The organism is Paracoccus sp. 228 (genome assembly GCF_000967825.1).
Lineage (GTDB): Bacteria > Pseudomonadota > Alphaproteobacteria > Rhodobacterales > Rhodobacteraceae > Paracoccus > Paracoccus marcusii.
Map to the genome: position 1 here is coordinate 141,322 of NZ_JYGY01000004.1, position 17,349 is coordinate 158,670.

Genomic DNA, 17,349 nt, shown 5'->3' on the forward strand with positions numbered 1-17,349 from the left:
CCGCAAGTCACACCTGCGCCTAAGCCTGCAGCCTTCGTCCCGYCCGCCCCTCCTGCGCCTTTYGTCGACTATCGCCCGGTGCTGCCGCGATCGTCCYCGMGCGGGGTCGACTTCGTGGAATGCGAGTACGACCCGACGGGAGGGTCGTATGACCTCCCCTGAACCCAACCCGACGAACCACGACTGAACCTTCCGTCATCAACAGGATAATCCATCATGCCATTCCCAGAGAAACGAACCGAACTCATGGCGGCGGCGGCCCAGGTAGACACCGCCATCGCGAACCTTCGGCCGATGCTGACGAGGCTYACCGCCGCTGAGGCAGATATYCGCCGCGAACTGATCGCCACTGGYAAACCTCTGCGCGACCAYCTTCCGGGTGCCGTGCGTTTGAGTGACTTGGCGCAGAGCCTCATTCAGCCTGGTCCTGAACTGACCGGCAAGACACTCGCCGGACTGGCCGGCCAAGCATACCCGGTGGGGCTGTGATGGAACGCACGACACCTAAGAGCTTGCAGGCGCAGCTGGACGCTGTCGATCGCCTGTTGACCGCCAAGCAGGTCGAGGCAGAACAGGGGGCGCTGGCGGCTGTCGAGAGCCCGGAGAAGGCTGAAGCCCTCGCYGTAGTGCTGTCGGAGATCAAGCACCTCAAGAARGATCGCAGYGTTTTCGTCGATGCWTTGATCGCGGCCCAGCGKCGAGAGCAACAGGASCAGGCTAGCGGCGAGGCCCAGCGCCGGGCCGAGGCACGCGCKGCCGCCGCGGTTCATGCCGCCGAMAYCATGGCAAAGGCGACGCGTGTCGATAGCCTGAYGGCCGATCTYRTCGCWGCCCTGGCCGATTTGCAGGCATCCGAGGACGCGACGCGGGAAAAGGCCCGCATTGCCGGGGGTATCCTCAATTCTGTCCGCGTCGGCCAGCAGGACGCCGTAGGGCACGCGCTGCGCAATCTTCAGCGCATCGCTACGGGCAACCGGACAAGCGCGCCTCGATCGACCGCTGACATTTGTCRYGCCGGYTGGTCAGAMCTCCTGGAAACCTCTGACAGCARCGAGGTTGCATGATGGACACGGATCACGCTCATTCGCTGTTCCCTGCCGACGTGCCTCAAGGGGCGGTCCCCCCTGAGCAATTCAGCAGTGGACCGATCGCCAAGCCAGTGACCATGGCGCCGCAGTCTAAGCCTGCGKCTGATCCTGCGTCCGCCTCCAGCTTGTTCCCSACCGAGGCRCTGCCGGATCCYGCGGCWGCMGTCGCGTCCACGTTCGAGCCTTGGGCKGTGGCRGCTCATGCCGGWGGCAACGCWGSCCARGCGGAGGAATGGCGCGCTGCGGGGGAGGTRCTGGCCTCTGATTTCMGMGACAGCGCCATGGACCCGGAGGACGTCCGGGTGATCATGGACCTGACCCGCGAGGCGCAGGGCAATACGACGTTCGGCGCCGTCGATCCTGAGCGGCTGGAAATCGATCGTGCGCGGGCCACGGATCAGCTGATCGAGGCAGGTGTCACCGATGCGGATGTCGATCTGGCGCGGCGCCTGGTCACAGATCTCGACGCCAAGATGGGCGGCAAGGTTTCGGCCTGGCTGCGCGGTACAGGCCAAGGCAACGACCCCCGAACGATCCAGCGCGCGATCGCAGAAGCCAAGCGCCGCGGCTATCGGTGATGACGGCCAGTTGTCCCATGTGCGGGGGCGAGGTGACGCTTGCCCCGCTCCCGGACCTGATCGTCGATTGCCAGATMAGCGAGGAGGGGGAGGATGTGCTGAACGCCCTAGCGCGGGCCCGAGGATCTTGGCAAACCACCCCTGAACTGCTCGACGCGATTGCGACCGGATGGGCYGACGYCGATCAGCCGGAGTATCATCGGGGTCTCAGGATCGTGCGCAAGGCTGTTGACGAAATCATGTGGAAGCTGCCGGGCGTCCAGGTGGTGCGATATGGCAACGGCTGGCGCCTGAAGCTTGCGGAGGCTGTGCAGCCTGCCRGTAGCCCCAAAGGCCTGTCCTGCCCCTGCTGTGGGCGCTGGCTRACCCCATCCGACATCACWCGCGAGGCTCTRGTCGTGGGCTGCAGCATCCCCGAACAGCAGGCTCGYGTCMTKGSCGCGYTRTGGGGCCGYAAGCARCCCGTGCGCAATCGGCAGATCCTGGCSTCRATGTTYSRSGRCGTRGAMRCKTATCCGACCGATCCAGCCGCTGCTTACCTTGCGCTTAAGGTCGCGATGTCYCGACTGCGTGGGGCRTTRAAYGGCACSGGTTTYGGCATCRTCAATGCAGGTTACGCTGGCGGATACCTGTTGCAAGTCSGCGAGGGGGRAAATCATGCTAGTCGAAGCCATGACATTCGAGGACAGGTTCCGAGCGGTGATGTTCATCATGGGGCATCCTCCTTACAACATCGCCGCACCTGATCGGCGGGAGGTCGTGGCGCTGACCTATGCATGGCAGCGGCCGCATTTCTATGCGATCGATCGAACGGACCTCGGGGGCGGCATTAGCGTCCTTGGTGGCGCAGGCGGGCGACTGGCCCCGATCTTAACATTCATCTCTGCMGGTGAACTCGYGGGAGCGCTAGTTTGYTCGTCGCCCTGCGGTGAGTATCCCCTACGCTGCCAGATGCTGGCGGTRCGSGAGGAYCGRCGSRGCGAAGGCATCGCGGCGGAACTGATYGATGAAGCRTTGGAAGCTGCTCCGATCGTTGGGGYCGCCCCGCCTGCKTCTCAGCKYCGCCGGTATCAGGACATRGGGCTCCATTGGATCGMGGGCGCACAGGGACCAGTCGGGTTCACCMGGCGCGTTGGGCGGGATCGGCTGGCGTTCGCTGTGCCTGTCACASATCCGACGGAACTGGACGAGGCCCGGCAGATGGCAAGGGATGCGGGTTTACTCACTTCCACCAACGCCGCGCAAGGTGGGGAACAAGGTGTGTAACCAATAGTAGCTGTCATGCCTAACGACATGAAAAGTAACAGCTATTATTAGGTAAATGGTGCGGCCGAGAAGACTCGAACTTCCACTCCGGTTAAGGAACAGCGACCTCAACGCTGCGCGTCTACCAATTCCGCCACGGCCGCATCCGGGCAGTGCGCGCCTGATAGCCGAGGCCGGTTGCAAAGAAAAGCGGTTTCTGCGGATGCCGACGGATGTTGACGGGGACGGACGAAGAGGCCACATCGCAACCATGGTTGAATGGATCATCAGCAGCGGCCTGACCGCGCATGCCGACGCCGTGGCCCTGATGGAGGATCGCGTGGCGCAGATCCATGCAGGCCAGGCCCCCGAGGCCGTCTGGCTGGTCGAACACCCGCCCCTGTACACGGCCGGGACCAGCGCCCGCCCCCAGGACCTGCTGGACGCGCGCTTTCCGGTGCACCAGACCGGGCGGGGCGGTCAGTACACCTATCACGGGCCGGGCCAGCGCGTGGCCTATGTCATGCTGGACCTGAACCGGCGCGGCCGCGACGTGCGCGCCTTTGTCGGACAGCTGGAGGGGTGGGTGATCGACGCGCTTGCCAGCTTCGGCGTGTCAGGCCAGATCCGCGAGGGGCGCGTGGGCGTCTGGGTGCCGCGTCCCGACAAGCCCCCCCTGCCCGATGGCCAGATGCGCGAGGACAAGATCGCCGCCATCGGCGTCAAGCTGCGCCGATGGGTCAGCTTTCACGGCATCGCCGTCAACGTGGACCCCGACCTGTCGCATTACGGCGGGATCGTGCCCTGCGGGATCAGCGGGCACGGCGTGACCTCGCTGGTCGATCTGGGGCTGCCGGTGGGGATGGCCGATCTGGACGTGGCGCTGCGCCAGGGTTTTGCGCGCACATTCGGCTAGGCCGGCGATCAATTCTTTCCATGCGACCTTTCGATGGCTGGATTTCCGGGGCGCGTTGGTCCTACGGTGCCCTTCGGGAGACCACGGCCCCTCCAGGGCCCAGCGAGGAACTACGCATGAAATCAGCCATTGTCGGCGCCCTGTTGGGCGCGACCCTAGCCATCCCCGCCGTCGCGCAGGAAGCGGGCGACGCCGCCGCGGGCGAGGGCGAATTCCGCAAATGCCGCGCCTGCCACATGATCCAGGACGACAGCGGGACCGACATCGTCAAGGGCGGGGCCACCGGTCCCAACCTGTGGAACATCGTCGGCGCGCCCATCGCCCACATGGAAGGCTTCAACTATGGCGACGGCCTGCTGGCCGCCAAGGAAGCCAACCCGGACATGGTCTGGACCGAGGAGGAGCTGGTCGCCTACGTGACCGATCCGACGGCCTGGGTGAAGGAAAAGTCGGGCGACGATTCGGCCCGCAGCAAGATGACCTTCAAGCTGAACCGCAACCAGGCGGACGTCGCGGCCTATCTGGCCTCGGTTTCGCCGGACGCGCCCGCCGAATGATCCTCTGACGCGGCACCGTGCCGCCTTGGCGCCCCGGCCGGGTTTTTCGGACCCGGCCGGGGCGTTTGCCTCCGGGGCCACTGTGACGCATTGCCCGGTGCCCGCAGGTGGTCTAAAGAATGCGTGATAATGACGGTCGACAGGCCGGATCGACGACATCTTGAGGGAGTTCGGGTATGGCAGACGCAGCCGCACACGGCCACGACGACCATCATGACACACGCGGGTTCTTCACCCGCTGGTTCATGTCCACCAATCACAAAGACATTGGTATTCTTTACCTTTTCACCGCCGGCCTGGCGGGCCTGATCTCGGTCAGCTTCACCGTCTACATGCGGATGGAACTGCACGAGCCGGGCGTGCAGTACATGTGCATGGAAGGCGCGCGATTCTTCGCGAATGCCGCGGCCGAATGCACCCCCAACGGACACCTGTGGAACGTCATGATCACGTATCATGGCGTGCTGATGATGTTCTTCGTCGTCATTCCGGCGCTGTTCGGTGGTTTCGGCAACTACTTCATGCCGCTGCAGATCGGTGCGCCGGACATGAGCTTCCCGCGGATGAACAACCTCAGCTACTGGCTCTATGTCGCGGGCCTGCTGCTGGGCATCGCCTCGCTGCTGGCGCCGGGCGGCAACCAGCAGCCCGGTTCGGGCATCGGCTGGGTGCTGTACCCGCCGCTGTCGACGACCGAGGGCGGCTATTCGACCGACCTCGCGATCTTCGCGGTTCACGTCTCGGGCGCCTCGTCGATCGTCGGTGCGATCAACATCATCACCACCTTCCTGAACATGCGCGCCCCCGGCATGACGCTGTTCAAGGTGCCGCTGTTCGCCTGGTCGGTGTTCATCACCGCCTGGCTGATCCTGCTGGCCCTGCCCGTCCTGGCCGGCGCCATCACCATGCTGCTGATGGACCGCAACTTCGGCACGAACTTCTTCAACCCGGCCGGCGGCGGTGACCCGGTGCTGTACCAGCACATCCTGTGGTTCTTCGGCCACCCGGAAGTGTACATCATCATCCTTCCCGGCTTCGGCATCATCAGCCACGTCATCGCGACCTTCTCGCGCAAGCCGATCTTCGGCTACCTGCCGATGGTTCTGGCGATGGCCGCGATCGGGATCCTGGGCTTCGTCGTCTGGGCGCACCACATGTACACCGTCGGCATGTCGCTGACCCAGCAGAGCTACTTCATGCTGGCCACGATGACGATCGCCGTGCCCACGGGCATCAAGGTCTTCTCGTGGATCGCGACGATGTGGGGCGGCTCGGTCGAGTTCAAGACGCCGATGCTCTGGGCCTTCGGCTTCCTGTTCCTGTTCACCGTCGGCGGCGTGACCGGCGTGGTGCTGAGCCAAGCGCCGCTGGACCGCGTGTATCACGACACCTACTATGTCGTGGCGCACTTCCACTACGTGATGTCGCTCGGCGCGGTCTTCGCGATCTTTGCGGGCATCTACTACTGGATCGGCAAGATGTCGGGTCGCCAGTACCCGGAATGGGCCGGCAAGCTGCACTTCTGGGCGATGTTCATCGGTGCGAACCTGACCTTCTTCCCCCAGCACTTCCTGGGCCGTCAGGGCATGCCCCGCCGCTACATCGACTATCCGGTGGAATACGCCTTCTGGAACGCGATCAGCTCGTGGGGCGCCTATCTGTCCTTCGCGTCGTTCATCTTCTTCATCGGCGTGATGTTCTACACCCTGTTCGCCGGCAAGCGCGTCACCCAGAACAACTACTGGAACGAGTACGCCGACACGCTGGAATGGACCCTGCCCTCGCCCCCGCCCGAGCACACGTTCGAGCAGCTGCCCAAGCGCGAGGACTGGGACCGCAGCCCGGCCCACTAAGGCACATCCCTCGATGCCCTATCGTTGGACAGAAACGGCCCCGGACACGTCCGGGGCCTTTTTGCAAACCGTGACCCTGTGGCCGCACCGGTCGCTGCCCAAACGAGGCTTCGTCTGGTTCATCGGAACGACGGCCACACTGCTGCTGCTGCCGATCCTGGCGGTTCTGGGGACGCAGGTGCTGTGGGGGCTGCTGCCCTTCATGATGCTGACGGTGGGGGGCGTGTGGATCGCCCTGCGCCAGACCTATCGCACCGGACAGACGCGCGAGGAGCTGGTCATGGACCGCAGCCGCCTGCAGATCCGGCGCAACGATCCGGGACGCCCGGAGCGCCTGTGGCAGACCAACAGCTATTGGGTGCGCCCGGGCCTGCGCAATGGTCCGGTCGAGGCCTATCTGACCCTGTCCGACGGCCAGCGCGAGATCGAGCTGGGCGCGTTCCTGACCCCCGATGAGCGCCGCGACCTGTGCGACGAGCTGATGCGGCGGCTGGCGCGGCTGCGCTAGTCGTCGTCGGCGCGCTCCGGCAGGTCGTCGTGGTCGGTCTTGGCAAAGTCCTCCAGCTCTGCCTCGGTCATGCTGTGATACATGTCCTTGGACGCGCCCTGCAGGTCGCCGACCTTCGTCTCGCCACGCTTGGCGGACAGGGCGGCGCCTGCGGCGCGTTGTTGGGCTTTGGATCGTGCGGGCATGGGGTCACCTCCTGCCCGCACAACGCGTGATGCGACGCGCGGGTTTCAGGCCAGCAGGCGCGCCTTGACGGCCGGACCCACGGCGCCGAAATCCATCTGCCCGGCATGGCGTTCCTTCAGTGCGGCCATCACGCGACCCATGTCGCGGATGCCCTCGGCACCCAGATCGGCGATGGCCGCGTCGATCGCGGCGGTCGTCTCGACGCTGTTCATCTGGCGCGGCAGGAACTCCTGGATGACGCCGATCTCGTCCTCCTCCTTGGCGGCCAGCTCCAGACGGCCGCCCTCCTCATAGGCCTTGGCCGATTCCTGGCGCTGCTTGACCATGCGCGACAGGATCATGACCAGGTCGCCCTCGGTCAGGGTGCCGTCGGTGTCCCCGCTGCGCGCGGCGATCTCGCGGTCCTTGACGGCGGCGGCGATCAGGCGCAGCGTCGACAGCCGGGCGCTGTCGCGGGCCTTCATCGCCTCTTTGGTGGCGGCTTGCAGCTTGGCGCGCAGATCCATCTTCGTCTCCAACCCAAGGCGCGGGATGCGCCCGAAAGAACCGCATCTAGCCCCCCGGCGCCTGCGTTTCAAGCGCGGCTCCCCGGCCGCTGCGGGTTGACCTTGGGGCGTCCGCCCCCTATTCACCGGCTGATTTCATTCCAGAGGTGCCGACATGGCTGCTAAACCGACCGCCTGCCTGGCGCTTGCCGACGGGACCGTCTTCTATGGCATGGGCTTTGGCGCCCCCGGCGAGGTCGTCGCCGAGCTGGTCTTCAACACCGCGATGACCGGCTATCAGGAGATCATGACCGATCCGTCCTATGCTAGCCAGATCGTGACCTTCACCTTTCCCCATATCGGCAATACCGGCGTCACGCCGGAGGATGACGAGGCGCCCGATCCTGTCGCCAGCGGCATCGTCGTGCGGTGGGACCCGACCGAGCCGTCGAACTGGCGCAGCACGTCCGAACTGACCGACTGGATGGCCCGCCGCGGCCGCATCGGCATCGGCGGCGTGGACACCCGTCGCCTGACCCGCGCGATCCGTCAGCAGGGTGCCCCCCATGTCGTCCTGGCGCATGATCCCGACGGCAATTTCGATATCGAGGCGATGATCGCCCGCGCCCGCGACTGGCAGGGGCTGGTCGGCCTGGATCTGGCCCGCGGCGTCAGCTGCGCCCAAAGCTATCGGTGGGATCAGGGGTCGTGGGAATGGGGCGCAGGCTTCGGCACCGCACCCGGCGACAAGCCGTTCAAGGTCGTGGCGCTGGATTACGGTGCGAAACGCAACATCCTGCGCTCTCTGGTGGCCAATGGCGCGGATGTCACCGTCCTGCCCGCCACCGCCACCGCCGAGGAGGTGATGGCGCACGAGCCCGAGGGCGTCTTCCTGTCGAACGGCCCCGGCGATCCGGCGGCCACGGGCGAATATGCCGTACCGATGATCAAGGACCTGCTGGGCCGTGACATGCCGATCTTCGGCATCTGCCTGGGTCACCAGATGCTGGCGCTGGCGCTTGGCGCCAAGACGGTCAAGATGGGCCACGGCCATCACGGCGCGAACCACCCCGTGCGCGACGTCGAGACGGGCAAGGTCGAGATCACCTCGATGAACCATGGTTTCGCCGTCGATTCGCAAAGCCTGCCGGTCGGCGTGATCGAGACCCATGTCAGCCTGTTCGACGGCAGCAACTGCGGCATCCGCATGCAGGACAAGCCGGTCTTTTCGGTCCAGCACCACCCCGAGGCCTCGCCCGGTCCCCAGGACAGCCTGTACCTGTTCAAGCGGTTCACCGATTCGATGCGCGCGCGCCGCGCATGATGACGAATTCGTCCCGTGCGACCGGATTTTGCCGGTCGCGCGGGATCGCTTAATCTTCTGTTAACGCATCACGTGCCAAGACGGGTCGATCCTGATGGGAAACGACCATGGCGCAGCCTGCCCCCCTGCCCCGGCCTGCCAACCTGCCCGATCCGGCCACCGCCGGCAGCGCGGTCCTGTGCGGGCCGACGCTGGCGCCGCGCGACCGGCGGTCGCTTGGGCAGATCCTGCTGGAAGACGGGGCCGTCGATCCAGGGGACCTGCTCAAGGCGACGGTAATCCAGCAAAAGCTGCGCCTGCGGCTGGACCAGGTATTGCTGGCCCAGGGGATGGTCCAGCCCGCCGCCCTGGCCCGCGCGCTGTCGCGGCAGTGGCGCACCACCGCTATCGACCCCGACGTGACGCCCGCCGACCCGCGGCTGATCGATGACGCGGGGGCCGGGTTCTGCCTGACGCACGGGCTGCTGCCTTGGCGGCGAATCGGCGGGGTGACCTGGATAGCGACGGCGCGGCCCGATGATTTCGCGGCCGTGCTGCCCCTGCTGCCGCGCCAGTTCGGCCAGGTCCGCATGTTGCTGTGCAGTGCGGACCAGGCCCAGGGCGGTGTGTTGAACTCCCGCCGGACCCGCCTGATCCGCGAGGCCGAGACGCGCGTCCCCGCCATCGAAAGCTGTCGCACGCAGGACCAGGCCCGGACGGCACGCCTGGCGATCGCGGCGCTGGCCCTGACCGCGGCCGGCCTGATCCTGGTCCCGACGCTGATCGTGGGGCTTCTGACCTTCTGGGCGGTGCTGACCCTGCTGACGCAGAGTGGGCTGAAGCTGGCGTCGTTCCTGGCGGCGCGGCGGGCGCTGCGCGAGCAGGATGCCCGTGCGCTGGCCATCCGACAGGGTCATCCCGTCCCCCCGCTGATGGAGGCTGCGCTGCCGCTGATCTCGGTCATGGTGCCGCTGTTTCACGAAAAGGACGTCGCGGGCAAGCTGGTCGCACGGCTGGCACGTCTGGACTATCCGCGGGAACTGACCGACATCCTGTTGGTGATCGAGGCCAGCGACGAGATCACCGAGGCCGCGCTGGACGGCGTGCGCCTGCCGTATTGGATCCGCGTCGTGCGGGTGCCCGACGGGCCGATCAAGACCAAGCCCCGGGCGCTGAACTATGCGCTGAACTTCTGCCGCGGCCAGATCGTGGGCATCTGGGACGCCGAGGACCGACCCGATCCCGATCAACTGCACAAGGTTGCGCGCCGCTTTCATGTCGCGCCTGCGGACGTTGCATGCCTGCAGGGAGCGCTGGATTACTATAACCCGCGCACCAACTGGCTGGCGCGTTGCTTTACCATCGAATACGCAAGCTGGTTCCGCATCCTGCTGCCAGGGGTGGCGCGGCTTGGGCTGATCGTGCCCCTGGGCGGCACAACCTTGTTCTTTCGCCGCCACCTGCTGGAACAGGTCGGCGCATGGGATGCATGGAACGTGACCGAGGACGCCGATCTGGGCGTCCGCCTGGCCCGGCGCGGATACCGGACCGAGATCATCGAGACCACCACCGATGAGGAGGCGAACTGCCGCGCCCTGCCCTGGGTCAAGCAGCGGTCGCGCTGGCTCAAGGGATACGCGATGACCTGGGCGGTGCACATGCGCGATCCTGCGGCGCTCTACCGCGATCTGGGGGCGTGGCGCTTCTGGGGCTTTCAGGTCCAGTTCCTGGGGGCGCTGTCGCAATACCTTCTGGCACCGATCCTGTGGAGCTTCTGGCTGCTGACCTTCGGCCTGCCGCATCCGCTGCGCGCACCGCTGGAAACCGGGGTGGGCTCCTGGGCGATCGTCGGCCTGTTCGGACTGTTCGTCGCGTCCGAGGCGCTGAGCATCTTCGTCGGCATGCGTGCGGTCAGCGGGGCGAAGCACCGCCATCTGATGCCTTGGGTGCCGACGCTGCATCTCTATTTCCCGCTTGGATGCCTGGCCGGGTGGAAAGCCATCTACGAGGTCGTGGCCAAGCCCTTCTACTGGGACAAGACCGCCCACGGCCTGTTCGTCGAGGCGGCGGATGCCCCCGTCATCCCCCTGGCACCGGGCATGGTCTCGATCCCGGTCCTGGGCCAGATCGGCGGCCGGTCCCTGGCAGAGGTGGCGGCGGACCTGCAGAGCAGCGCCGGACAGGCCACCGCGGGACAGCCCAACCTGGTCCAGATCGATGCGCCGGCAGTCGAACCGGATGCCATGCGCTATCCTCAGGACCGCGCCGCCAGCGGCTAGTCGTGCGGACTTTCGTCCGACAGATATCCCTCGACGAGGGCCTGCACCGTGGCGAAATCGTCGGACAGCCGATCACGCAGGGTATCGGGGCTGTCGGCCTCGACCTCGCGCAGCAGGAAATCCTGGCCACCGCGCCCGATCACGTCCATGTCCAGCGGCCTGTCCGTCAAAAGGCGGGCGGCGGCATGCACGCGCCACAATCCCCGCCAGATCGACGACAGGCGGTCCGCCTGTTCCGCCGTCAGCAGCCCCGCCCGGCGACCCGCCCGCAACTGCGCCAGCGTCGACCGCGCCGGATCGCCCGCCCGCAAGGCGCAGCTTTGCGCCAGCAGGTCGATGTCCTGCAGCCGTCCGGCCCCCTGTCGCACGTCGAAGGCTCCGCCAGGCGGCTTCGCGGCGAACAGGCGGTCACGCATCTGGCCCGTGTCGGGCAAAACACGCGGATCGATGCCGCGTTCGGCCAGCACCTTCAGGCGCAGGGTCTCGATCTGCTGGCACAGCATATCCGCATCGGGCCCGATCTGCGCGACGCAGCGTGCGCGGGTCAGGGCCAGATGCTCCCATGTCCAGGCCTCGGTCATCTGGTAGGTGCCGAAGCTGTCGATCGAGGTCGCCACCGGCCCCTGCCGCCCTGACGGGCGCAGCCGCATGTCGACCTCGTACAGCCGGCCTTCGGCCGTGGGCGCGGACAGGGCGGTGACCATCGCCTGCGTCAGCCGGGCGTAATAGGGGCGCGCGGCCAACGGGCGCGGCCCGTCCGAGGCATCGACCCCGTCCGCGTCATAGATCACGATCAGGTCCAGGTCCGACCCGGCGTTCAGCACCCGCGCGCCCAGGGAACCCATGCCCACCACGACCGCGCCGCGGCCGGGCGGCGGACCATGGCGGCGCGCGAAATCGGCGGCGGTCACCGGCAGCAGCGCCGCCACGCAGGCGCCCGCAAGGTCCGCGTATTGCACCGCCGCCTCGTCCGCGCCGATCAGGCCGCGCAGGTGATGGACGCCGATGCGGAACTGCCATTCATGCGCCCACCGCCGCGCCGCATCCAGCGCCCGTTCATAGCCACCGCCAGGTTGGCTCAGGGCCCGTTGCAGGACCGCGTCCAGTTCCTGGACCAACCCGGCCTCCCGCGGCCAGGGTGCGAAGAAGCTGCCTGCCAGCACGCCGTCCAGAACGGACGGATGGCGCGCCAGATAGGCGGCCAGCGCGGGCGCCGTCCCGCAGATGTCGACGATCAGATCGATCAACTGGGGATTGGCCTCGAACAGCGAGAACAGCTGGACCCCCGCCGGCAGGCCTGACAGGAAGCTGTCGAAGCGGGCCAGCGCCTCGGCCGGGTGGCCCGCGCGGGCCATGCGCGACAAGAGCGGCGCCTCGATCCGGCGAAAGATCTGCCGCGCCCGGTCGGACCGCAGCGCGGGATAGGTCTGCCAGCGCTGGATCACCGCCCGCGATTCGTCCGACAGGTCGGGCAGGCTTTCGGTCGGTTCGGTCGGGGCGAAGAACCGTTCGGTCAGCGCATGTACGCGTTCCAACCGCGATTTCAGCCGGGCGCACCAGGCTTGGACATCGCCCTCGCCCATCAGGGCGGCGATCGTGGCCAACCCCTGATCGTCCTTGGGCAGGCTGTGGGTCTGGGCGTCGTTCACCATCTGGATGCGGTGTTCGATGTCGCGATGTTCGCGGTAATGCGCCGTCAGTTCCTCTGCGACGTCCCGGGGGATCCAGTTCTTGGCCGCCAGCGCCGCCAGCCCGCCAACCGTGTCGCGGCATTGCAGGTCGCGGTCGCGCCCGCCCGCGATCAGCTGGCGGGTCTGGGTGAAGAACTCGATTTCGCGGATGCCGCCGCGGCCCAATTTCAGGTTGTGGCCCGCCACCTCCAGCCGCCCGCCCAGACCCTTGTGGTCGCGGATGCGCAGCCGCATGTCATGAGCGTCCTGGATGGCCGCGAAATCTAGGTGCTTGCGCCAGACGAACGGCCGCAATTCGCGCAGCAGCCGTTCGCCCGCGGCGATGTCGCCCGCCGCCGCACGCGCCTTGATGAAGGCGGCGCGTTCCCAGGTCCGCCCCTCGGCCTCATAATAGGCCAGCGCCGCGGCGGTCGAGATGCAGACCGGTGTCACCGCCGCATCGGGCCGCAGCCGCAGGTCGGTGCGAAAGACATAGCCGTGATCGGTCACGTCGGACAGGGTCGCGGCCATCCGCCGCGTAGCCCGGATCAGGGCGGCGCGCGCCTCCATCTGGTCGGCCTCGGCATAGGCGGTCTCGTCGAACAGGACGATCAGATCGATGTCCGAGCTGTAGTTCAGTTCGCGCGCGCCGCCCTTGCCCATCGCCAGCGCGAAGATGCCGCCCGCATCGGCGTCCGTGGCGGGCAGCTTGCCGCGACGGATCTCGGTCGCGACATGGGCGCGCAGGGCCAGGTCGACGGCGCGGTCGGCCAGGTCGGACAGCGCGCCGGTCACCTGCTCCAGCGTCCAGACGCCGCCCAGATCGGCCAACGCCGCCAGCAGCGCCACCCGCCGCTTGGCGCGGCGCAGCGCCACGCCCAGGGCATCTGCGTCCAGCGATTGCAGGCCCGCAGTCTCGCGCGCGACGACGTCGTCATGGTCCAGCGCATCGGGCAGCCAGTCGGCCTCGGACCGCAGCAGGCCGGCCAGATAGGGGCTGCTGCCCGCGGCGCCCGCGATCAGGTCGCGCATCCGGTCGGACAGGGTCGGGAACAGCGCCGCCGCATCCGCCCCGCGGGCGGCGTCGACGGGCAGCGGAAGGCGGGTGATGCGGGACTGAAAGCTCATGCGCGCCACCTTGCCGGGGTCGCCCCGGCCCGTCAACGCAACGCGCGGTAAACCATGTTGCGCGGAACCGGCGGGCCCGCTGCTTTCCACGCTTGGCCTGCCGGGAAATCGTTGCTAGGCTTTCGCGCACACCAACCCGCGATACGGAACCTTCTGCGCCCGCATGATCAGTCGCGACCTGACCAGATGCTGCAAGGGGCGCACCTGATGCGCCATACGCTGCCCCATGCGCCGCAGTTCTATGTGACCGCGCCACAGCCCTGTCCGTACCTGCACGGGCGGGCCGAACGCAAGCTGTTCACCGCGCTGCAGGGCGACAATGCGGCGGAACTGAACAACGCGCTGTCGCGGCAGGGATTCCGCCGGTCGCAGAACGTGCTTTACCGACCCAGCTGCGAAAGCTGCGTGGCCTGCATGTCGGCGCGCATCCGGGTGGCCGATTTCCGACCCTCCAAGACGCAGCGCCGCATCACCACCCGCAACGCCGCCCTGCGCCGCCTGGCCACCAGTGCCTGGGCGACCGAGGATCAGTTCGAACTGTTCCGCCGTTATCTGGACAGCCGCCACGCGGATGGCGGCATGGCGGACATGGACATCTTCGAATTCGCCGCGATGATCGAGGAGACGCCGGTCAAGACCCGCGTCATCGAATACCGGTGCAGCGACGATGCGATGCCGGCGCTGGCGCAGGGCGACGATCACCTGGCCGGTGTCTGCCTGACCGACGTGCTGGATGACGGGCTGAGCCTTGTCTACAGCTTCTACGACCCGCTGCTGCGGCCGGCCAGCATGGGCACCTACATCATCCTGGACCATATCGAAATCGCCCGGGCCGCGGGCTTGCCCTACGTCTATCTGGGCTATTGGGTGCCGGGCAGCCGCAAGATGGACTACAAGGCCCGCTTCAGCGCGCTGGAGATCTACAAGGGTGGCGTCTGGCAGGATATCGGCAACCCCGAGGATCATTCGAACGAAGCGCATCCTCTGTCCGTCGATCCGATCGTCGAACAGGTCGCCCGTATCGCGCTGCCGCAATTCGACCGATAGCGTCCGTCAAACCGCGAAATAAAGTTTCAATTTCCGGCGTGCCTGCGTCACTTTCTCCGCCAAATGCCATTGACCCTGTCCGAACCTGACCCTAGGTTGCGCCGACGCGGGGCCGCGACGGGTGCGCTTTGCGGGTGTTTTTGATGGATGGAGCAAGACGATGTCCCGAACAATGACGGGTGCGAGAATGGTGGTCGAGGCGCTGCGCGATCAGGGCGTCGATACCGTATTCGGCTATCCGGGCGGGGCCGTCCTACCCATCTATGACGAGATCTTTCAGCAGAACGACATCACCCACGTCCTGGTCCGCCACGAACAGGGCGCCGTCCACATGGCCGAGGGCTATGCCCGCGCGACCGGGAAACCGGGCGTGGTTCTGGTCACGTCGGGCCCCGGCGCTACGAACGCGGTCACCGGCCTGACCGACGCGCTGCTGGATTCGATCCCGCTGGTCGTGCTGTCAGGCCAGGTCCCGACCTTCATGATCGGCACCGACGGCTTCCAGGAGGCCGACACGGTCGGCATCACCCGCCCCTGCACCAAGCACAACTGGCTGGTCAAGGACACGGACAAGCTGGCCGCGACGATCCACAAGGGTTTCCACGTCGCCACCTCGGGCCGGCCCGGTCCGGTGCTGATCGATATCCCCAAGGACGTGCAGTTCGCGACCGGCACCTATGTCGGGCCAAAGCAGGTCGACACGGGCCGCTATCAGCCGACGAAGAAGGGCGATCTGGGCGCGATCACGCGCCTGGTCGAGCTGATCGAGCAGGCCGAGCGTCCGATCCTCTATACCGGCGGCGGCGTCATCAACTCGGGTCCCGGCGCCAGCCAACTGCTGCGCGAGCTGGCCGAAGCGACGGGCTTTCCGGTGACCTCGACGCTGATGGGACTGGGCTGCTATCCGGCATCGGGCGACAAGTGGTTGGGCATGCTGGGCATGCACGGCACCTACGAGGCGAACCTGGCCATGCATGGCTGCGACCTGATGATCAACATCGGCGCGCGCTTTGACGACCGGATCACCGGGCGGATCGCGGATTTCAGCCCCGGATCGGTCAAGGCGCATATCGACATCGACCCGTCGTCCATCAACAAGGTCGTGCGCGTCGACGTGCCGATCGTCGGGGACGTGGGCCATGTGCTGGAGGATCTGTTGAAGGTCTGGAAATCGCGCGGCCGCAAGACGAACAGCGCCGCGGTCCAGCAATGGTGGGGCCAGATCGAGCAATGGCGGGCCCGGAAATGCCTGGCCTATCGCCCTAGCGACACGATCATCAAGCCGCAGCACGCGCTGGAACGGCTGGAGGCGCTGACCAAGGGCCACGACCGCTACATCACCACCGAGGTCGGCCAGCACCAGATGTGGGCGGCGCAGTACCTGGGCTTTGAAGGGCCGAACCGCTGGATGACCTCGGGCGGTCTGGGCACGATGGGCTATGGCCTGCCTGCATCCATCGGCGTGCAGATGGCCCATCCCGAGGCGCTGGTGATCAACGTCGCGGGTGATGCCAGCTGGCTGATGAACATGCAGGAGATGGGCACGGCGGTGCAGTTCCGCTTGCCGGTCAAGCAGTTCATCCTGAACAACGAGCGCCTTGGCATGGTGCGCCAGTGGCAGCAGCTGCTGCACGGCGAACGCTACAGCCAGTCCTGGTCGGACAGCCTGCCCGACTTCGTCAAGCTTGCCGAAGCCTTCGGCTGCGCCGGCGCGCAGGTGCGCGACCCCAAGGATCTGGACGCCGCGATCCAGCAGATGATCGATTACGACGGCCCCTTCATCCTGGATGTGCTGGTCGAGAAGCACGAGAACTGCTTCCCGATGATCCCTTCCGGCAAGCCGCATAACGAGATGCTGCTGGGCGAGGCCGAGACGCAGGGGGTGATCGAATCCGAAGGCGCGGTGCTGGTCTGAGACCGGCCGGAAAGAGAGCAGAACCATGAACGCTTTGAACATCCAGAAGGGCATGTCCAGCCATTCGGCCTATGACCTGCGCGATCCGCACGCCCCGCGCGAGGAGAGCCATACCTTGGCCGTCCTAGTCGAGAACGAGCCGGGCGTCCTGGCCCGCGTGATCGGCCTGTTCGCAGGGCGCGGCTACAATATCGACAGCCTGACCGTGGCCGAGGTCGACCACAGCGGCCACCGCTCGCGCATCACGGTGGTCACGCGCGGCACCCCCGAGGTGATCGAGCAGATCAAGGCGCAGCTGGGCCGCATCGTGGTCGTCCACGAGGTCCATGACCTGACGGTCGAGGGGCCAGTGGTGGAACGCGAACTGGGCCTCTTCAAGGTGCGCGGCACCGGCGACAAGCGCGTCGAGGCGCTGCGCATCGCCGAGATCTTTCGCGCGAACGTGGTCGATTCGACGTTGGAAAGCTTTGTCTTCGAACTAATTGGAACGCCGTCCAAGTTGGAGGCCTTTGCCGATCTGATGCGTCCTTTGGGCCTGACGGACCTGGCGCGCACAGGGGTCGCCGCACTGTCACGCGGCGCCTGATCGCG

13 protein-coding genes and 1 tRNA gene are annotated in these 17,349 nt (G+C 66.7%); 10 read left to right on the plus strand and 4 right to left on the minus strand.

All coding sequences use genetic code 11. The features are described from left to right. The first annotated feature begins 1,369 nt into the window (after positions 1–1,369). A complete protein-coding gene (locus SY26_RS13630) occupies positions 1,370–1,666 on the plus strand; it encodes a hypothetical protein (protein ID WP_157020501.1) in 297 nt (98 codons plus the stop codon). Between the two features lie 1,322 nt (positions 1,667–2,988). Here SY26_RS13630 and SY26_RS13640 read toward each other — a convergent pair. Then, a tRNA-Leu gene (locus SY26_RS13640) sits at positions 2,989–3,075 on the minus strand. Positions 3,076–3,182: 107 nt separating this feature from the next. Here SY26_RS13640 and lipB point away from each other — a divergent pair. The 4 genes from lipB to SY26_RS13660 all read left to right on the plus strand — a co-directional run bounded on the left by lipB (position 3,183) and on the right by SY26_RS13660 (position 6,745). After that, positions 3,183–3,827, plus strand: coding sequence for a lipoyl(octanoyl) transferase LipB (gene lipB / locus SY26_RS13645; protein WP_046000972.1), 645 nt, complete (start codon positions 3,183–3,185; stop codon positions 3,825–3,827). Between the two features lie 116 nt (positions 3,828–3,943). Further along, positions 3,944–4,384 (plus strand): cytochrome c family protein, encoded by a 441-nt coding sequence (locus tag SY26_RS13650; protein ID WP_045981595.1) that lies wholly within the window; start codon positions 3,944–3,946, stop codon positions 4,382–4,384. A gap of 176 nt (positions 4,385–4,560) precedes the next feature. Continuing rightward, positions 4,561–6,237: a cytochrome c oxidase subunit 1 gene (locus SY26_RS13655; protein ID WP_045981596.1), complete on the plus strand. Its 1,677-nt coding sequence runs from the start codon at positions 4,561–4,563 to the stop codon at positions 6,235–6,237. A gap of 70 nt (positions 6,238–6,307) precedes the next feature. Further along, positions 6,308–6,745 (plus strand): DUF2244 domain-containing protein, encoded by a 438-nt coding sequence (locus SY26_RS13660; protein WP_343251962.1) that lies wholly within the window; start codon positions 6,308–6,310, stop codon positions 6,743–6,745. Here the strand turns inward: SY26_RS13660 and SY26_RS13665 are convergent. Continuing rightward, complete coding sequence (locus SY26_RS13665; RefSeq protein ID WP_046000973.1) at positions 6,742–6,930, minus strand: DUF3008 family protein; 189 nt, start codon at positions 6,928–6,930, stop codon at positions 6,742–6,744. The two genes, SY26_RS13660 and SY26_RS13665, sit on opposite strands and share 4 nt — an antisense overlap. Before the next feature lie 45 nt (positions 6,931–6,975). Beyond that, complete coding sequence (locus SY26_RS13670) at positions 6,976–7,437, minus strand: GatB/YqeY domain-containing protein (RefSeq protein ID WP_046001160.1); 462 nt, start codon at positions 7,435–7,437, stop codon at positions 6,976–6,978. Positions 7,438–7,591: 154 nt separating this feature from the next. Here SY26_RS13670 and carA point away from each other — a divergent pair, with 154 nt between their 5' ends. Together carA and SY26_RS13680 are read left to right on the plus strand one after the other, a co-directional pair. Beyond that, complete coding sequence (carA, locus tag SY26_RS13675; protein WP_046000974.1) at positions 7,592–8,740, plus strand: glutamine-hydrolyzing carbamoyl-phosphate synthase small subunit; 1,149 nt, start codon at positions 7,592–7,594, stop codon at positions 8,738–8,740. A gap of 107 nt (positions 8,741–8,847) precedes the next feature. Next, positions 8,848–10,998: a glycosyltransferase gene (locus SY26_RS13680; protein ID WP_064503565.1), complete on the plus strand. Its 2,151-nt coding sequence runs from the start codon at positions 8,848–8,850 to the stop codon at positions 10,996–10,998. Here SY26_RS13680 and glnE read toward each other — a convergent pair. Continuing rightward, the gene (gene glnE, locus SY26_RS13685) at positions 10,995–13,796 is read right to left on the minus strand and encodes a bifunctional [glutamate--ammonia ligase]-adenylyl-L-tyrosine phosphorylase/[glutamate--ammonia-ligase] adenylyltransferase (RefSeq protein WP_046000975.1); all 2,802 of its coding nucleotides are present in this window, start codon (positions 13,794–13,796) and stop codon (positions 10,995–10,997) included. The genes SY26_RS13680 and glnE overlap by 4 nt on opposite strands. 207 nt (positions 13,797–14,003) lie before the next feature. Between glnE and SY26_RS13690 the strand changes: the two genes are divergently transcribed. From SY26_RS13690 to ilvN, 3 genes are all read left to right on the plus strand, one after another. Further along, the gene (locus tag SY26_RS13690) at positions 14,004–14,843 is read left to right on the plus strand and encodes an arginyltransferase (protein WP_046001162.1); all 840 of its coding nucleotides are present in this window, start codon (positions 14,004–14,006) and stop codon (positions 14,841–14,843) included. Positions 14,844–15,003: 160 nt separating this feature from the next. Beyond that, a complete protein-coding gene (locus tag SY26_RS13695; protein ID WP_045981602.1) occupies positions 15,004–16,758 on the plus strand; it encodes an acetolactate synthase 3 large subunit in 1,755 nt (584 codons plus the stop codon). 25 nt (positions 16,759–16,783) lie between these two features. Continuing rightward, complete coding sequence (gene ilvN / locus SY26_RS13700; RefSeq protein ID WP_046000976.1) at positions 16,784–17,344, plus strand: acetolactate synthase small subunit; 561 nt, start codon at positions 16,784–16,786, stop codon at positions 17,342–17,344. Positions 17,345–17,349 lie beyond the last annotated feature (5 nt).